This is a genomic window from Cellulosilyticum ruminicola JCM 14822, from assembly GCF_001311925.1.
Classification (GTDB): Bacteria; Bacillota; Clostridia; order Lachnospirales; family Cellulosilyticaceae; genus Cellulosilyticum; species Cellulosilyticum ruminicola.
In genome coordinates, this window is sequence record NZ_BBCG01000035.1 from 18,982 (window position 1) to 36,743 (window position 17,762).

The 17,762-nt window shown below is 34.5% G+C and carries 12 protein-coding genes; 11 read left to right on the forward strand and 1 reads right to left on the reverse strand.

Annotated features, from left to right (window positions below; genetic code table 11):
* Positions 1 to 6 precede the first annotated feature (6 nt).
* From JCM14822_RS11815 to JCM14822_RS11845, 8 genes are all read left to right on the forward strand, one after another.
* Positions 7 to 2,187, forward strand: a complete 2,181-nt coding sequence (locus JCM14822_RS11815; RefSeq protein ID WP_054742593.1) for a S8/S53 family peptidase — start codon at positions 7 to 9, stop codon at positions 2,185 to 2,187.
* A gap of 32 nt (positions 2,188 to 2,219) precedes the next feature.
* Positions 2,220 to 2,423: a hypothetical protein gene (locus tag JCM14822_RS11820; RefSeq protein WP_054742594.1), complete on the forward strand. Its 204-nt coding sequence runs from the start codon at positions 2,220 to 2,222 to the stop codon at positions 2,421 to 2,423.
* A 27-nt stretch (positions 2,424 to 2,450) separates the two neighbouring features.
* Positions 2,451 to 2,591, forward strand: coding sequence for a hypothetical protein (locus tag JCM14822_RS20320; protein WP_157047734.1), 141 nt, complete (start codon positions 2,451 to 2,453; stop codon positions 2,589 to 2,591).
* Positions 2,558 to 4,213, forward strand: a complete 1,656-nt coding sequence (locus tag JCM14822_RS11825) for a S8 family peptidase (RefSeq protein ID WP_054742595.1) — start codon at positions 2,558 to 2,560, stop codon at positions 4,211 to 4,213. The genes JCM14822_RS20320 and JCM14822_RS11825 overlap by 34 nt, the downstream gene beginning before the upstream one ends.
* Positions 4,214 to 4,225: 12 nt before the next feature.
* Complete coding sequence (locus JCM14822_RS11830) at positions 4,226 to 5,977, forward strand: S8 family peptidase (protein ID WP_054742596.1); 1,752 nt, start codon at positions 4,226 to 4,228, stop codon at positions 5,975 to 5,977.
* Positions 5,978 to 6,273: 296 nt separating this feature from the next.
* Positions 6,274 to 6,954: an ABC transporter ATP-binding protein gene (locus tag JCM14822_RS11835; protein WP_207643265.1), complete on the forward strand. Its 681-nt coding sequence runs from the start codon at positions 6,274 to 6,276 to the stop codon at positions 6,952 to 6,954.
* Positions 6,938 to 9,352, forward strand: coding sequence for a COG1361 S-layer family protein (locus JCM14822_RS11840; protein ID WP_054742598.1), 2,415 nt, complete (start codon positions 6,938 to 6,940; stop codon positions 9,350 to 9,352). Before JCM14822_RS11835 ends, JCM14822_RS11840 begins: the two co-directional genes overlap by 17 nt.
* On the forward strand, positions 9,342 to 10,715 hold the full coding sequence (locus JCM14822_RS11845; protein WP_054742599.1) for an ABC transporter permease: 1,374 nt from the start codon (positions 9,342 to 9,344) through the stop codon (positions 10,713 to 10,715). Before JCM14822_RS11840 ends, JCM14822_RS11845 begins: the two co-directional genes overlap by 11 nt.
* 476 nt (positions 10,716 to 11,191) lie before the next feature.
* Here JCM14822_RS11845 and JCM14822_RS11850 read toward each other — a convergent pair whose 3' ends face one another.
* Positions 11,192 to 12,514, reverse strand: a complete 1,323-nt coding sequence (locus JCM14822_RS11850) for a peptidoglycan-binding domain-containing protein (protein WP_054742600.1) — start codon at positions 12,512 to 12,514, stop codon at positions 11,192 to 11,194.
* A 137-nt stretch (positions 12,515 to 12,651) separates the two neighbouring features.
* Here JCM14822_RS11850 and JCM14822_RS11855 point away from each other — a divergent pair, with 137 nt between their 5' ends.
* The 3 genes from JCM14822_RS11855 to JCM14822_RS11865 all read left to right on the forward strand — a co-directional run bounded on the left by JCM14822_RS11855 (position 12,652) and on the right by JCM14822_RS11865 (position 17,308).
* Entirely contained in the window at positions 12,652 to 15,477 is a 2,826-nt protein-coding gene (locus tag JCM14822_RS11855; RefSeq protein WP_054742601.1) for an insulinase family protein, read from the forward strand.
* Positions 15,478 to 15,600: 123 nt separating this feature from the next.
* Entirely contained in the window at positions 15,601 to 16,293 is a 693-nt protein-coding gene (locus JCM14822_RS11860; protein ID WP_054742602.1) for an iron-sulfur cluster assembly scaffold protein, read from the forward strand.
* Positions 16,294 to 16,306: 13 nt separating this feature from the next.
* On the forward strand, positions 16,307 to 17,308 hold the full coding sequence (locus JCM14822_RS11865) for a GGGtGRT protein (protein ID WP_054742603.1): 1,002 nt from the start codon (positions 16,307 to 16,309) through the stop codon (positions 17,306 to 17,308).
* The last annotated feature ends 454 nt before the right edge of the window (positions 17,309 to 17,762 follow it).

Below are 17,762 nucleotides of genomic sequence, written 5' to 3' on the forward strand. Positions count from 1 at the left end.
GTTCATATGAAAGTAATTATCTCATATTATGATAAGACAAAAAGTTTTAATATAGAAGAAATAGAAGAAGCCAGATTATCGCAGATGCAAGCTAAGGCGAGATATATAGAAATGGACTTTGAAATAGAAATCACCTCGTATAATCAGCTTCCAACCCTTGAAATATTTAAGCAACAAGATATGTTATTTGCGACTTTTGGAGTTAAACAAGAAAATGAACGTGTAGATGCTTTGTATAATATGGCCACTAAAAAAATGGAAGTAATCAATAAAAAACGGAGTTTACAAGAAACTTATTGGATAAGTGTTTATAGTACGGAGACTATAAGGGCAACAGATTATATTTTGGCAGTCAAGCAGCTTACGAAATGGGCTGAAGCAGCTGATAAACCACTGATTATTTATAGTGAGTTAGCAGCTAAAGAAGTATATTATCGTTATAGAAGTTTAACGAGTAAAATTGTGAATGAGTTATTAGAAGAAGTGAACGGGGTAATAGTCATGCATAAACCTAAAAAGGAGATTGCGAGCTATTATACGCCCAGTCAAAAGAGTTTTGAGTTTTATGTGGATAAAAGTATTTATTTAAGTTGTGACTATGAAGAAATGATGAAACGCATTGCAATTTGCTTAAAGGATGGACCGAACTGTGATTTTAGGCAAGTCTATCGCAAAAAGCGTCAAACTGAAAGTTTATATAATGACTTGTTTTATACGCTCATTCCAAATACAGAAAAAATTTATGTACCCCTGAGAAATTCTTTTGATGAAAATGGGGTGGAAAATGTGACTCTCATAAAAAATTTAGGGATTAATATTGTTCAGGGTAGTGGTGGTTATAGCATGATTTATGATACAAAAGCCAATATTGATAGTAAAGCGAGTGAGATTCGTCAGTATGTTCTACCTATATATGATTTACCTATTTTAGAAAGAGAAGCAATAGGTAGTACTGTTGTAGAGACTTTTGATTTAAATTATGAAGTTGTATCAGGAAATCTCCCTTATAGAGGAAAAGGAATTTGTCTAGGTATTGTTAGTGGGTGTGGCGTTGATTATAGAGCAGCTGCACTTAGAAGAAGTGATGGGAGCACGCGTGTAGCAGGATTATGGATTCAAACAGATGGTGAAGAAGGTACTTTTTATAGTAGAGAAGACATTGATAAAGCCATTCAAACAGGAAAACCAGAAGAAATTATCCCAGTTTGTGAACATAGCGAAGAAAATACCATACTCTTAACGATTGCAGGGGGTAAAACAAATGATTATGAAGGTATTGCAACTGAAGCAGATATTTTAATTGCTCAGGTAAATCGTGCACCAAGTAATTTACAAATGATTTATGGTGGTATGTCGAATGGTAGAAATGTCACCATGGGTGATTTAATGGTAGGACTTTGGAAAATACAAAGCTATGCTAAAGCACAAAATAAGTCGGTGGTATATTATATACCGTATTATACAAATGTAGATAGCCATGATGGAAAAGGTACTTATCATGATATGATTTCAAAAATCAGTAGTACAGGTGGTAATGCCATCGTAACTTCTACGGGGCAGGAGGGAAATAAACAACATCATCAAATACTGTATAATGGATACAATTGCAATCCGGTAGTTAAATTACAATCTAGACAAGAGGGAAATAATATTGTAGGACTGCTTAACCAGCTTTATTTAAAAAAATGGCAGGTAGAGTTGACGGGACCAAGAGGAAATAAAGTGGAAATTAGTAAATCAGGTACGTATGTACTAGAAGGTGCAACGATTTACAGTCAAGGTAGTCAATTTAATTATCCAAGTGGCACGATAGAATTGAAGTTTAGAATAAGTAATATGGGTAGAGGAACGTGGCAGCTTAAAGTGGATTTTGATGGAAATGCAGCTAATAAAGTAGATTTATGGAATGCAGCTAATAAAGTAGATTTATGGATTTCTGGAGAAGCTTCTAATCCATATGTGACTTTATTACCAAGTACACCAGATATAACGGTGGGTTCAATAGGCAATGTGGAGGAAGTGATTACAGTAGCTGGCTATAATTTGCGTGATATGGCAACATTAGCTAGTTCCGGAAGAGGTTATACGGTAGATAATAGCATTAAGCCCAATCTAGCCGCTAGCGGTGCGCTACAATCTATTAATAGTGGTCCATTACAAGCAATAGGTGACAAGGGTCAACGGTAGAAGTTAGCGGACCAATTATAGCAGGTAGTGTCATGTGGGGGGCTGTAGCAACTATTTTTGAAAAGTGGCAGACAGAAATAGAGGGGGTATGTTTAAATGGACCTGTTGTAAGGAACGTTATGTTAGAGTATGTGGCAACTCCATCGAATATTACATTCCCTAATCCTAATCAAGGCTACGGTATTTTTGAACAAGATGTATTAAATAGAATGTTATTAACCCCTTTTAATGCTTGATAGGGGAAGAAATGGAAGGAGGAGGCTATGGATATTAATAAGATTAATCCAAGATTGCAATTAGCCCTAAGGTATGAATCCTTATTATCAGATTATACAAAATCCTTATTTCAAACGCCAGGGAATCCGAATAGATGGCAGGTTATTATTATGGCGACAGAAGTTTAGAGGAATTTATTGCAACCTTTGATATGGAAGTTCTTAGGGTGGGCAGTAGATTTTATACAGCTACAATACCTAAAGAAAATATTGCAATGTTATCACATTCAGAAAAGGTTGTACAAATAAGCTTGCCAGCAGAACAAAGTTATACGGATATTGGTCTTGGTTCTATTTGTATGGGAAACATTGGATTTCCTATGAGTCAGTTTAATGTAACGGGACGAGGGATAATTGTAGCGGTTATTGATACAGGTATTAATTATAGTTATGAAGACTTTTTAAATGCTGATGGTACAACGCGTATTAAGTATATCTGGGATCAAACAATAGAGGGAATACCCCCACAAGGATTTAATAGAGGGGTACAGTATACGGAAGAAGACATTAACAGAGCTTTAAATGCCAGCAGTAAAGAAGAACAGTTAAAAATAGTACCTTCTCAAGATACTATAGGTCATGGGACAGCTTTAGCCACCATTGCCGCAGGAAATAGGAGAAGTGAAAATGGCATTAACCGAGGCATAGCTATAGATAGTAATTTAATTATTGTAAAGATAGGTAACTATACAACGGGAAGCAATAGACCCACAGACCGAGATATTATGGAAGGCATTGCTTATGTATTTGACAGGGCAAAGACTTTGAATATGCCAGCTAGTGTTATATTAGGTATCGGCAATAATTTAACAGGCCATGATGGACTTACTATACTTGAAAGCTATATTGATGAAGTTTCCTTTGTAAGTAAAGGGAATATAACTGTAGGTGCGGGTAATGAAGCGGATAAAGACCGTCATGTAGATGGACAATTTCAAGAGGGTGTACAAGAGACTATACAATTTATTATGCAAGGAGATGAAAAAGCATACGGATGTTGTATGTGGAAAGAGTTTGATGATGAAGTGGAGATTGTAATACGGGCACCTAATGGGGAACGAACAGAGCCTTTAAGTAGGCGGACGCCGAATCGTGCTTATTTATTTGATAATACAGCGGTTCTTGTAAACTTTTTAGAACCAACTAATAATATTACAAAGCAAGAATTTTTTGTGTGGTTTCAAGCACAAGGTAGTGCCAATATTAATAAGGGGCAATGGACATTCACTATAACACCTAAATCTGTTTTAAATGGACCGTATAATATGTGGGCACAGATTACAAAAAATGATAATCGTTTCTTAAATCCAAGCAGCCAAAGAACTGTAACAAGTCCAGGTACAGCCAATGGCATCACAACTGTAGGAGCATTTAATGCACTAACAACACAAATAGCACCATTTTCAGGGAGAGGTTATGCCTTAGATCAACATATTGTACCAGACTTTGCGGCCCCAGGAGTAAATATACCTATAGCAAATAAAGATAGTAATTTGGAATATGTAAATTTTTCAGGAACAAGTGTAGCAGCAGCTTTTGTAGGCGGTGCTTATGCTCTTTTATTAGAATATGGCCTTTTTATTTTAAATCAGAATGATTTTTATGGGCAGCGTTTAAGAATTTATTTGATTCGTACGGCTACACGGCCAAGTAGCTATGGGCCTTATCCTAATACTACTTGGGGATATGGTAGTTTATGTGTGGAAGCGGCTTTGAATTATATGTTAGATATTGTAAATACAAGTACCTAATGAGGTGAAGGTATGGAGAATAAAACAGATGCGGCTTTAAGTATATTAAGTATTGTGCCTCGAAGTGAACTTTTAGGGACGGAAGAGTATTTAACCCTTTTAAGCTTCGGGCAGGTAGGAACTTGGCAAATTGTTGTTAAGTATAATGGGAATATTGAAGAAGTGGCACGTAAAGAGGGAGGCATTGCACAACTTATCAATGACCAGTTTGCGGTACTTACCATGCCTCCTGATAATATAAGAAATTTATTAAACTATACAGAAGTTGAATATATGGAAACGCCAAAGAAGATGATTTACAATGTGACCAATATGGAAGCGAGTTGCATTACAACAGTACAAAATAATCCGCCTTATGAATTAACAGGAGAAGGCGTATTATTAGGCATCATTGATTCCGGAATTAATTATGCCCATCCAGACTTTAGAAATGAGGACGGTACCACAAGAATTGCTTATTTATGGGATCAAACCATTACAGGCAAACCACCAGAAGGCTTTTTAAGTGGTACAGAATATACGAGAGAACAAATTAATGAAGCATTATCAAAACCCACCCGTGTAGAAAGATTGGCTGTTGTGCCTAGTGAAGATATTATAGGGCACGGGACCCATGTAGCAGGCATTGCAGGTGGAAATGGCAGAGGCGGCGGCACAAAAGGTGTTGCCCCTGGGGCTGAATTTATTATTGTAAAAATGGGGCAGCCTGATTTTGAAGGCTTTGTAAGAAATGTGGAGATTATGCTGGCTGTCCGTTATATATTAGAACGGGCGACAAAGCTTAATAAACCAGTTACTATTAATATTAGTATTGGTATGAGTATGGGGCCTCATGATGGCAATGCCCTTATTGAACAATTCTTAGATGATTCAGCTACCAGATGGAAAAATAATATTGTAGTGGGAAGTGGCAATGAAGGCAATACGGATAATCATACATCAGGTAGAGTGATGCAAGATGGCGAAGCAAGGTTTGAATTTCAAATTGGTGAGAATGTAACCCAATTTAATTTATCTGTATGGAAAAGCTTTATTGATGAATTTGAATTTCAAATTATTGACCCATCAGGACGGCAAACCCCAAGGCTTATATATGAAACAGGACCTGTACAATATGTCTTAGGTGGCACGAAGGTTTATACAACTTTTGCAGGACCATCACCTTTAAATGGAGATGAAGAATTTGCCATATACTTATCTACAGCTAATATGAATCTACCTATTACAAGAGGTAGTTGGACTGTGGTGATTTATGGCGTTAAGGTCATTGATGGCAGATATAATGCATGGGGGCCTACTGTAGAAGTTACGGGAAGAAATAGTTACTTTTTACAGCCTGTAGAAACGACTACTTTAACGACACCTTCTACAGCAAGACTAGTTATTTCAGTAGGAGCCTACAATCATGTAACCAATCAAATTGCACCTTTTTCAGGTAGAGGATTTGGGAGAAATGCAAGTGTAATTAAACCGGATTTAGTAGCTCCTGGGGTAGAGATTTCATCGGCTAGTAATGTGACATCTGGTTATAGAGTGTTAAGTGGCACGAGTATGGCAACGCCTCATGTAACAGGCGGTGTTGCACTTTTGATGCAGTGGGGAATTGTGAGAGGTAACAATGCCTTTTTATATGGAGAAAATCTAAAAGCCTATCTATTAAGGGGAGCTAAGAAAGATGTACCAGGGGTAACTTATCCTAGCCAGAATGGGGATATGGTAAATTATGTATTAAAAAAAGCTTGGATATTTTACGTCAACAATTAGTTTTTTAATAAAACATAAAGGAAATATAATTAAATCTATTATAAGGAAAGGGATAACATGTTTTAAATGTATTATCCTTTTGCTTATAATAGGTATAATATACCTAAATATAATTCATATTAATTAAATAAAAATATAAAATTTATTAAGCTATTTTTTTTATGTTACAGAATATAAAAAATAGCTTAATAAATTAAGATATGATACACTAAAAATGTATTATTTAATCCGTAGAGAGAGGAGGAAATAAGCTGAAACCGATTATTGAAGTTAAAGATTTAAGAAAAGTATATCGTATGGGAAAAGAAAAGATTGTGGCATTAAATCATATAGATTTAGAGATAGAAAAAGGGGAAATTTGTTGCTTGTTTGGAAGCTCTGGTTCAGGAAAATCAACACTTTTAAATATGCTGGCAGGTTTGGAAAAGCCTACAAAAGGATCCATTAAAATTAAAAATGTACATATCGAAAAATTAGATGAATCACAGCTTGCAATATTTAGACAAAAGTATATTGGCTTTGTTTTTCAATCTTATAATTTAATTTCTACATTAACAGCTTTAGAAAATGTGGCTTTACCTTTAATCTTTCAAGGTGTGCCTAAAAAAGAAAGAGAAAAGCGTGCAATTAAAATGCTAGAAGCTGTAGGCTTAGGTGAAAGATTGAAGCATAAACCAAGAGAGATGAGTGGTGGTCAGCAACAAAGGGTAAGTATTGCCAGAGCTTTTGTTAATAATCCTAAAATACTATTTGCAGATGAGCCTACAGGAAACTTAGATACACATACAACTATTGAAGTTATGGAAATGATTACAAAAATTGCAAGAGAACATGATCAAACAATGATTATTGTATCCCATGATGCAGAAATTGCAGATTATGCAGATAAAATTATTACAGTACAAGATGGAAACATCTTAAAAATTGAAAAGAATACAGAAGATGGAAAGGAAATTATTTATGAAACACAAGTATAATTGGTTTACATGGTTATTAAGCCTTGTGATGATTGCAAGTTATATGTTACCAGGTAATTTTAGTTTGGTTTATGGAGCTGAAACATCTATTCAGATTAAAAGTATTAGTCAAAATTCAAACAATATTCAATTAGGAGAGAGCTTTACCTTAAAAGTAGATGTATTAGTTAATAACACAGATAACGAAAAGGAAATGTATATTTTAAAACCTTCAGTAAGTGGTAGTGGCATAGATGCAGCTAACTTAGATTATAGTGTGTCAGATGAAGAAGGCATAAAAGGTGGAGGCGTTTTAAGAACTGTTACAATTAGTGGCCTTGTATATGAAGGTGATGATAAAAAAATAACTGTAGATATTCCAATAGGAACAAAGACAGATCAGGAGAAAAAGAATCCACATGCAACAGGAAGCTATGTAACAAGTGGTTCAAAAGACTATAAATTATCAGCTAAAACAAGTGAAGACTATAAAGAGGGCTTTTCTATTGATAATCAAGAAAATCTTATTGTAGAGCTTGGAAAAACACAAAAAGTGACTGTAAAGGTTACAAATAAAACAGCTAGTACAATCAGTAAAGCGAAAGCAACACTCGCATTAGGAAGCAGTGTAAAAGGCTTAAAAATCAAAGAAAGTGAAACAACCATTAGTAATATAAAAGCAAAAGAAACACGTAAACTTACTTTTACAATTGATGTAGATGAAGATACAAAAGGTGGAGTATATCCAGCTACTTTATCGATTTTAGGTTCAAGCTATGAAGTGAAAATTCAAGTAGATACTAATATTGTACCATCTTCATTAGAAATTTCATCAAAGGGAAATACAATCTTCACACCAGGTGTGGCTAAAAAAGCTGGTTTTACATTAACTAATGTAGGTGACCGTGATGCGAAAAATGTACGTGTAGAAGTCGTTAACTCAGAAAATGTTTCAATTGTAAATGGTGGTAATGTGAAGCATATTGGCACATTAGCTAAAAAGTCATCAAAAGACATTGAGTTATCTCTTAAAGTGGCTTCAAGTGTGAAATCAAGTACAGTGCCTGTACAGCTTAAATTAACTTACTTAAGTTCTACAGGAGAAGAAAAAGAAGATAGTCAATATATTTATTTAGATACATCTGTTACAGCAGCTTCTTCAGAAGTAATTATTAGCAATGTGGTTTCGCCAACAAAAACATTTGGTGTTGATCAAAACTTCAATGTAAAATTTAATGTTTCTTCTAAAAGTGGTGCAGAAAAGCTTAAAATCACAGTAACAGGAGATGAAGGTATTGTTCCTAAATCTCAAAACTTATTTTTCCTAAACAAATTAGGAAGAGGAGAAACAAAACAATATACAGTAACATTTGCAGCTACAGCAGCAGCAGTAAGTAGTGCCCATGCCATTAAGATTGAGATTGAATATGGTGAAGGAGAAACACCAGTTGTTGTTAATCAATATGGTAGTGTAAATATTACAAATCCTAAAAAGGATAAGGAAGATAATAAGTCAGAAGAGGGCGATGACAAAGATAAAAAAGGTAAGCCTAAAGTAATTGTTGGTGAATATTCAGTAAATCCAGTAGTTGTTAAGGCTGGTGAAAATTTTGAACTTGAAATTGGCTTCTTAAATACAAGTAAAAAAGAAGCTGTACATAATTTAAAAGCTAATTTAAAAATTGTAGAGCAAGGTGAAAATAATACAGGAACGGTATTTGCACCAGTTAAAGCCAGTAATACATTTTACATTGCAGACTTAAATCCAGGTGAAACACAGACTAAGAAAATCACAATGTACACTATTCCTAGTGCAGCTCCTAAAACTTATGAAGTAAGTTTAGAAATGGCTTATGAAGATAAAGATGGTACAGAAGTAACAGCTACAGAAAATATTGGAATTCCAGTAGAACAAGCTACTAAAATCGAAATTGGTGATATCAATGTTGATCTAGGACAAGTTGGTATGGAAGCTGCACTTTCAGCTTCTATTTATAATACAGGTAAAACAAATGTGACAAATGTTATTGTACATATTGAGGGGGAAGGTTTTAGCGTTCAAGATAATAAAGTGTTTATTGGCGCGCTTGAAAGTCAAGCACAAGAAACTTATGCCCCAACATTAATTCCAGAGCAGGAAGGTATTTTAACAGGAAAACTTATTATTGATTATGAAGATACAACAGGTGAAGCTAAACAAATCATAGAAGAGTTTAACTTTGAAGTTGAAGCGGCTATGCCGATAGCGGACGAAATGCCAAGTGATGATGAGATGCCAATGGAAGAAGTAAGTCATGGCCCTAAATGGCAATATATTGTAGGTATTGGTGGCGGTGTTATTGTGCTTATTGTAGTAGGAATCGTTGTGATGAAGAAACGTAAAAAGAAAAAAGAAGAGATGATGCTAGATGAGGATTAGTGATTTAATTAGTATGAGTATACGTTCCTTATGGCGACGTAAACTACGTACCACACTTACCGTATTAGGCGTTGTAATAGGAACAGTTTCTATTGTGCTTATGCTATCTTTAGGAATTGCCATGGATCAAAATATGGAAGAACAATTTGCTCAATGGGGTGACTTAACTCTTATTAATATTTATGGTTATAGTTGGGCTGGTGATGAAGCACCGCAGCTTACAGATGAAATTGTGAATAAAATAGAAAAAATTTCTAATGTAGAGCGTGTCATTCCACAATTAAAAACAGAAGTTTATCTTACTTTTGGGAAACAAAGAAGTATTTATTCTGTTCAGGCTGTTGTCATGGATGAAGCAGATATGCAAGCTTTAGATTATAATTTGACTGAAGGCCGTTATACAAAGGATGGCGAAAAGAATGCAGTTATAATTGGTAATCAAGTTTTAGGTTACATGCATAAGATTGGGAAAAAATTTGATTGGAATAATATGAATTGGGGCGAAGAATTAACAACACTTCCATTAGAAGTTGGTAAAGATAAAATTACGTTAGAAATTGCTGACTTTGATGACAAGGGTAAGCCGCTTTTAGATGGTAAAGATGGTAAAATTAAAGCGCCAAAAGGCATTGATGTAAAGGTTGTTGGGATTGTAGATGGTACTAATAATGAGTTAGCACAAAGCATTGTAATCTCACGTAGTCTCTATGATCAAATTAAGCCAGCTAGAGCAGCCTATCAAAAGAAGCTTGGCTGGAATGATGAAGAGGAGTCTGGCAATAAGAAGAAAAAGAAAAGTGAACAGGTATATGAGCAAATAGCTGTTAAAATCAATCATCGCGACAATGTATTAGCAGCTATAGAAGAAATTAAAGCATTGGGTTATAGTGAAGTAGATAGCAGTATGGAGTATATTGACCGTGTGAAAGAACAATCCAATAGTAAGCGTATGGCACTTGGTGGCATTGGAATTGTATCTTTCTTAGTTGCTGCTATTGGTATTGCCAATACAATGATGATGAGTATTTATGAACGTACAAAAGAAATTGGTGTCATGAAAGTAATTGGTGCCAAGATTAAAGATATTAAACATATGTTTTTAATAGAAGCTTTATTAATTGGCGCAATGGGTGGAGTTGTAGGTTCACTTATATCCTTCATCATTTCAAAGCTTATGAATATGGCAGGAGGACCTATTGCAGAAATACTAGGCATGTATGATGCAAGTGTTGTATCAGTTGTACCCGTATGGCTTATGTTAGCAGCTACAGGTTTTGCTACATTAGTAGGACTTGTTTCAGGGTATTTCCCAGCTAAGAAGGCTACAAAGTTATCAGCATTATCAGCTATTAAAACAGAATAATAGATGAGATCAATTAGGGTTAATAAACTGGAGAAAAATTCTATAAAAAACGTGTTATGAATTATATATTTATAGCACGTTTTTATTTCTTTTGCTTTATAAATAGGCTATTGTAAATATAATTATAAAGATTAAAAAAAGGCCTTAATAAAGAGACATAAAAAATTATGAAAGAAAACAGATATTGGGGCATTAAAGGCAGTAATAAATGATGATAAGGATATTCAGTTTTATCATTTTTATACACAGTTGGCAATAATATCTGAGGGATGTATAATCCAATCAGAGATAACAAATAAAGCATACGAATAGAAGCATAAAAGAAACGGTGTATTGCAAAATGAATATCATTTTGTAATACACCGTTTCTTTTATGAATTAGTTAATCAGATTTTTTACGTTTAAAATGTCTTGTCATAAAAAGATGAGCCTTATTATTCTTGAAGTAGAAGATAATAAAGTTAAACATATTTATATCACCCCAGTTCAGCTAATTTGGAAACAGCTACATAAATTCTGGAAATCTCATACCAAGTATTCTTGCCAACAATACCATCTTGGGTGAGATGGAAAATTTGTTGGAAAGTACGGACAGCATCAGCCGTAGCAGAATCAAAGTTTCCTGTTACAGCTACTTTTGGAATGAGTGGATAGTTTTGAGAAATACGATTAAGCTGGGTTTGGAGCTGACGAACTGCCGCACCACTAGAGCCTACTTGAAGTGGTGAACCAGGATAAGATTCAGGATTGCCTTCTACAGCAGGTGCATTACTTAGTTCGATATTACCATAGAAGTTTCTAAGAATTTGTTCAGCAGAGAAACCAGCATCGCCTAAATCTTTACTACCCCATTGCGTCATCCAGTTAGGACAGCTAGATTTTACGCCATCACAATACTGTGTTAAAAGTGGCTGCAAGAGGGCAGGACGTTTGACGAAAATATCAAAAACATCATTAACTTCTGGCACAATAGTATCAAATAAATTACGGCCATAGAAGAACGCATGGTCATAAGCTGTAGAGTTAGTAATTGTATAAGACTTACCTTGATTACGATACCATTCCGTAAAGACACGATTTAATGTGAAAGAAACAATAGCAATGATATTGGCACGAATAGTTTCTTTTGGCCATGTTGGATAGATTTCAGAACTTGCTACGTTAGAAATATAATCTAAAAATGGCACGGTATAGTTTGGTGCGGTATTATCATTTGGGCTGCCAGCATGGACAATAATGTATTCAGGTACAACAACACTAGATAAGGTGATAAATCCAGAGCTAGGGATAATAGGTTTGATTTCAGCTTCTGGAATTTTCTTAGGATAATTACCATATAGGGTAGCAGGACCAATGATAATATTTTCTGAAAGATCTCTAGAATATGTGTTATAGGAAAGAGTACTTATTTGACGTTGGAACCTAGAGGTGGGTTGTAAGTAAATAGGTTGAATAGATAAGGTATCTGCAAAAACTTGGACACCTCTAACAAGCGTATCAATATAGTTAGAAGAAGAAGTTTCAATGCGGTAAGTGCTATAAGGCATTTGTGTATTGTTAGGATCTAGACTATAGTCAAGAGGGGGAACTTCTAATTCCACAGAGGAAGTTTGCCCAACTTCATTAGTAATTAATTCAGCAAGTGTCGTTGCATCACCATTAGAAGAAGTTTGCTTAATAGAAATTTGTACATTTGAAATAGGGGCAAGAGCACCTACTTGTGGATCTGTAGAAAGCTGTACAATAAGTCTGCCTAAAGTTTGTCTGGTATTATTGGGGGGATAAAAAGAAAATGACATGAAATGTCCTCCTAAAATCTATAAGTACCTATGCTAACTATAATATATGAAAAAAAGTGTTTAACTAGAACAAAACTAAAAGGAAGAGGTATGAGAATAAAGCGACTTGCACATTCTAATTAAAAGGAGTGAGAAGTATGCTGAAAAAGTTATTTGTGTGCATGTTAGCCATTGTTTTAATAACAACAAATTGTTATGGACAAGGATTAGAGTCAAAGCAAATAGAAAATACTCATGCTGTAAGTAGTTTTAAAGAATATGCTAAGGAAAAGCATGGAGAAGATATACTACACAGTTATATTCATGAAAAAAGTGGATTAGAGGTTATTTGGATTGAAAATAAAGATGCTAATAAAAGTTTTACATTAGGTGTAAGGACACCAACGATAGATTCTACTGGTGTCAATCATATTATTGAGCATACTTTATTTACAGGGTCTAGGAAATATCCATCTTCTAGTTTGTTTTTTGACGCAAGTAGCAGTTATCCACATATATATATGAATGCACTTACAACAGGTGATATGACGATTTTCCCATTTGCAACACCTTATATGTCTTGTTATGAAGCCTTATTAGATATATATTTGGATAGCATTTTTAATCCTAGTTTTCTCAAGCAGCCATATGGTTTCTATGAAGAATCATTTAACTATAATCCAGAAGAGGGACGTATTGGCGGTGTTGTTTATAATGAGATGAAAGGCGCTTATAGTAATGAAGAACGTAAGATTTATCGTACCATTAGACAGACGATTTACAAAGATACGCATTATAGTCATGATAGTGGAGGAGACCCAAATGAAATTCCTAAATTAACATATAGTCAATTTGTAGATACCTATAGACAATATTACTATCCAGGGAATATGACGATTATTTTATATGGTGATTTACCGATTGAAAAAATGCTTTCTAAAATAGCAGTTTATGTTGAGGATATAGAAGAAGCAAAAGAGCATATTGATTTAGATATTAAGGAGTTGCAGATTCCTGATAAAACAGTATGTAAAGTCTTAAATACAGGCAGTAAGTGTGCTTTAGCTAAAAGTTTTATTATGCCAAGAAAGCTTAATGTAAAAGAAGAAGTTGAAATGGATTTATGGATTAATGCCTATATTGGTGGTAACTTAAGTCCGATGCAACAAACACTTCAAAAATTAGGTTGTCAAGAAGTGAAAATTTTAAAAGATGATGATTTACCATACATTATGTATACGTTAATTATTAAAAATATACCTAAAGAAAAAGTTAATGTTTACAATACTGTTTTAGATGAACTTTTATCACAAATGGCTGTAACACGAAATGAGATGGTAGAAGGAGATGTACTTTTAGAAGCAAAGTGGCAACAAATGCAAGGAGAAGAAGATGAAGAAAGAGGAATTTTTATTCCACAAACAATTTTAGATGGACTTGCACATGGCAAAGCACAGAATCAATATTATACACGTAAAGAATATTTGGGAAAAATTAAGACAATTAATAAGGAAGAATGTATGAAATTATGGCAAAATACACGTGTTAGTACGTTTGTATTAATGCCAGGTGAAACAAAAATTACAGATCCCCTTAGGATAACAGCTGTGCCAAAAGAAGAATGGACACAAATAAAAGCGCAGATGGAAACATGGCAAAGACAAAAATATGTGCTAGAGGGTGTACCCTTAGAAGAAATGATGCTCACACAAAATTTAGAACTTAATGATAAACAAAAGGAAGAATATACACTACTCACAACTAGAGCCCATACAGAATTTGCACGTACACAGCTTTATTATGAGACGAGTCATATAAAACAAGAAGATTTGCCTTATCTTTTCTTATATAGCTATTTATTAGAAGAAAGCTGCAAAGAACAAACACCTTTTAAAGGAGTACTAAGAACCAATTGTTTAGCAGTTCCTAGAGAAGAAGGGTATACACCATATTTTAAACTAACTGTTGTAACTGACAAAGAAGAAAAAAATCATGGGGGCATCTTAGAAAATGCTAGAGATAATCTATTAAGTGAGGAAAATGAGTGGTATCAATTTAAGCTCAAAAAGCTCATTAATAATACCAAAGTAGCAAGTCAAAGTAATGTGTTAGGTACGCTTAGTAATCTAGGTTTAGGTGGAGAAGATTCACAAAAACGCTATTTATATGAACAGGGTTATCCTTTTTATGAATGGTGTAGAGAGAAAAATAGTGAAAAAGATTTAGGGTGGATTGAAAAGATAAAAGAAATAGATAGCAGCTTATATCAGACAAAAGGATTAATTGTAGCAGTTACATCACCTTATAAATCTGGTAATAAGTATGTAAGTAGTTTTAAAAAGATGATAACTTCTCAAAATAAAATAGAAATGCATAATGTACAGCCAGCTCAATATCAATTTAAAACAATGCCTCAAACTAGTTTTTTAAATATAGAGACAGCCGTAGATTATATTTATTTACAAGATACTTTAGATAAAAATATAACAGGCAGCGATTATGTAACTTGTGCATATCTTGCTAAAAATTATCTTAATCCACAAATTCGCATTAAATTAGGTGCTTATGGAGCAGGATGTAATTGTCAATATCCTTCAACTTTTAATATTTACACCTATCGTGATCCTGATTATAGTCGCTCATTAGAAGTTATTAAAGGTTGTGGTGAATTCTTAGAAAAAAATAAAATAAGCAAAGAAGTGTTGAAGATTAGTCAAACTGAAGCTTTAACCAGAATTCATCAGCAATTTAGACTTTTAGACAAAGGCTTAGGTCAATCTGATGTATTAGAAACGCAGTTTTTACTAGGAAATAAAAAAAATGTTATAAAAGACTTACAAACCCAAATTTTAAACACGAAAGAGAATGATATATGTCAAAAAGCACGTGTTTTTAAGGGCTTATTAGACTGGGGGACTATCAGTATAGCAACTCAAAAACTACCTCAGAATGTGACGAACTATAAAGTTTACCAATTTAAATAAGAATTTAAAAAGGATAAATATTGACATATTCCTTATCCGCCGATACAATATGTATGTATTGTTAAATTTTTGATTTAAAGAGTCAATCTTTAAATATACACAAGTGGAAAGGAGTCATGACAAATGATGTATTCACATGAAGTAGAACAAATGTGCCCAATCGCTAAAGGACCAAACCACGGGCCAGCACCAATCCCACAAGAAGGTAGATGGGTACAATCAAAAGAAATTAAAGATATTAGCGGCCTCACACATGGTGTAGGTTGGTGTGCACCTCAACAAGGAGCATGTAAATTAACACTTAACGTAAAAGATGGAATCATCCAAGAAGCGTTAGTAGAAACAATCGGATGTTCAGGTATGACTCACTCTGCAGCTATGGCAGCAGAAATCTTAGCTGGTAAAACAATCCTTGAAGCGCTTAACACAGACTTAGTTTGTGATGCTATTAATACAGCAATGCGTGAATTATTCTTACAAATCGTATACGGAAGAACTCAAACAGCTTTCTCAGAAGGTGGACTTCCAATCGGTGCTGGTCTTGAAGACCTTGGAAAAGGACTTCGTAGCCAAGTTGGTACAATGTACTCAACAGTAGCTAAAGGACCAAGATACCTTGAAATGGCTGAAGGTTATGTAACAAACATTGCCTTAGATGCAGATGATCAAATCATTGGATATAGATTCATTCACTTTGGTAAAATGATGGATATGATCAAAAAAGGTATGGATGCAAGTGAAGCATTAGAAAAAGCAACAGGTCAATACGGCAGATTCGATGACGCTGTACGTACAGTTGACCCAAGACATGAGTAGGAGGTGCCGAGAAATGCCATTATTTGAGTCTTATGATAGAAGAATTAACCAAATCAATGCAGTATGTGAAAAATACGGCATTAAAAATATTGAAGAAGCTAGAGAAATCTGTAAAGATAAAGGTTTCGATCCATACGAAATCGTTAAAGGAATTCAACCAATCGCTTTCGAAAATGCTGGTTGGGCTTACACATTAGGTGCAGCTATCGCTATTAAAAAAGATGTTCACTTAGCAGCTGATGCAGCTGAAGCTATTGGTGAAGGTCTTCAAGCTTTCTGTATCCCAGGTTCAGTAGCTGATGATCGTAAAGTAGGTTTAGGTCACGGTAACTTAGGAGCTATGCTTCTTAGAGAAGAAACAAAATGTTTCGCATTCTTAGCTGGTCACGAAAGTTTTGCAGCTGCTGAAGGTGCTATTGGTATTGCACGTTCTGCAAACAGAGTACGTAAAGAAGATTTAAGAGTTATCTTAAACGGTCTTGGTAAAGATGCTGCTCAAATCATCTCTCGTATCAATGGATTTACATATGTTCAAACACAATTTGACTATGCAACAGGTAAAGTAGCAATCGTTAAAGAGTTCAAATACTCTGACGGTGAACGTTCAAAAGTTCGTTGCTACGGTGCTGATGATGTTCGTGAAGGTGTTGCAATCATGCACATGGAAGGTGTTGACGTATCTATCACAGGTAACTCAACAAACCCAACTCGTTTCCAACATCCAGTAGCTGGTACATACAAAAAAGAATGTATTGAACAAGGTAAAAAATACTTCTCAGTAGCTTCTGGTGGTGGTACAGGACGTACACTTCACCCAGATAACATGGCTGCTGGTCCAGCTTCATACGGTATGACAGATACTATGGGAAGAATGCACTCAGATGCACAATTCGCTGGTTCATCATCAGTTCCTGCTCACGTAGAAATGATGGGTCTTATCGGTATGGGTAACAACCCAATGGTAGGTGCTACAGTAGCAGTTGCTGTTGCTATCCAAGAAGCAATGAATAAATAATGAGTGCATTCAATGTGTATCAAGGGTTGTAGAAGATATTCTCTTTTAAAATCTGATGCATAGAGTGTTATTCATTTCGTGAATAAATGCAAAATGGGTTAGACACGTCATTTTAAGCAAAACGCTTATGACGTGTCTAACTTTTTTAAGCAAAAATGGAGTGAATAACTAATGAAAAGAATTAAAATGAGTGTTTCCAATAGCATAACTTTGGAACAGGGGTGTAATGAATATCTAGATAATTGTAGAGCAAGAAATTTAAGTGTTGATTCACACATTATTTACACCTAGTATGTGCAAATTAAAAACTATTTTTTGAAACTTTTATTGCATGTTAAAACAACCCATTTTCAAATTATAATCACTAGATATTTCAAATTATAAAAGCTATACAACAGTATAAAAAAACTGACTTATTATGTCAGTTCGATTTCATTTTGTGCAATCATCACGA

What these genes read in the sequence shown, in the direction of transcription:
- JCM14822_RS11815 (WP_054742593.1), top strand. Translation starts at nt 7, where the DNA reads ATGAAAGTAATTATCTCATATTATGATAAGACAAAAAGTTTTAATATA.
- JCM14822_RS11820 (WP_054742594.1), top strand. Translation starts at nt 2,220, where the DNA reads ATGTGGGGGGCTGTAGCAACTATTTTTGAAAAGTGGCAGACAGAAATA.
- JCM14822_RS20320 (WP_157047734.1), top strand. Translation starts at nt 2,451, where the DNA reads ATGGATATTAATAAGATTAATCCAAGATTGCAATTAGCCCTAAGGTAT.
- JCM14822_RS11825 (WP_054742595.1), top strand. Translation starts at nt 2,558, where the DNA reads ATGGCAGGTTATTATTATGGCGACAGAAGTTTAGAGGAATTTATTGCA.
- JCM14822_RS11830 (WP_054742596.1), top strand. Translation starts at nt 4,226, where the DNA reads ATGGAGAATAAAACAGATGCGGCTTTAAGTATATTAAGTATTGTGCCT.
- JCM14822_RS11835 (WP_207643265.1), top strand. Translation starts at nt 6,274, where the DNA reads ATGGGAAAAGAAAAGATTGTGGCATTAAATCATATAGATTTAGAGATA.
- JCM14822_RS11840 (WP_054742598.1), top strand. Translation starts at nt 6,938, where the DNA reads ATGAAACACAAGTATAATTGGTTTACATGGTTATTAAGCCTTGTGATG.
- JCM14822_RS11845 (WP_054742599.1), top strand. Translation starts at nt 9,342, where the DNA reads ATGAGGATTAGTGATTTAATTAGTATGAGTATACGTTCCTTATGGCGA.
- JCM14822_RS11850 (WP_054742600.1), bottom strand. Translation starts at nt 12,514, where the DNA reads ATGTCATTTTCTTTTTATCCCCCCAATAATACCAGACAAACTTTAGGC.
- JCM14822_RS11855 (WP_054742601.1), top strand. Translation starts at nt 12,652, where the DNA reads ATGCTGAAAAAGTTATTTGTGTGCATGTTAGCCATTGTTTTAATAACA.
- JCM14822_RS11860 (WP_054742602.1), top strand. Translation starts at nt 15,601, where the DNA reads ATGATGTATTCACATGAAGTAGAACAAATGTGCCCAATCGCTAAAGGA.
- JCM14822_RS11865 (WP_054742603.1), top strand. Translation starts at nt 16,307, where the DNA reads ATGCCATTATTTGAGTCTTATGATAGAAGAATTAACCAAATCAATGCA.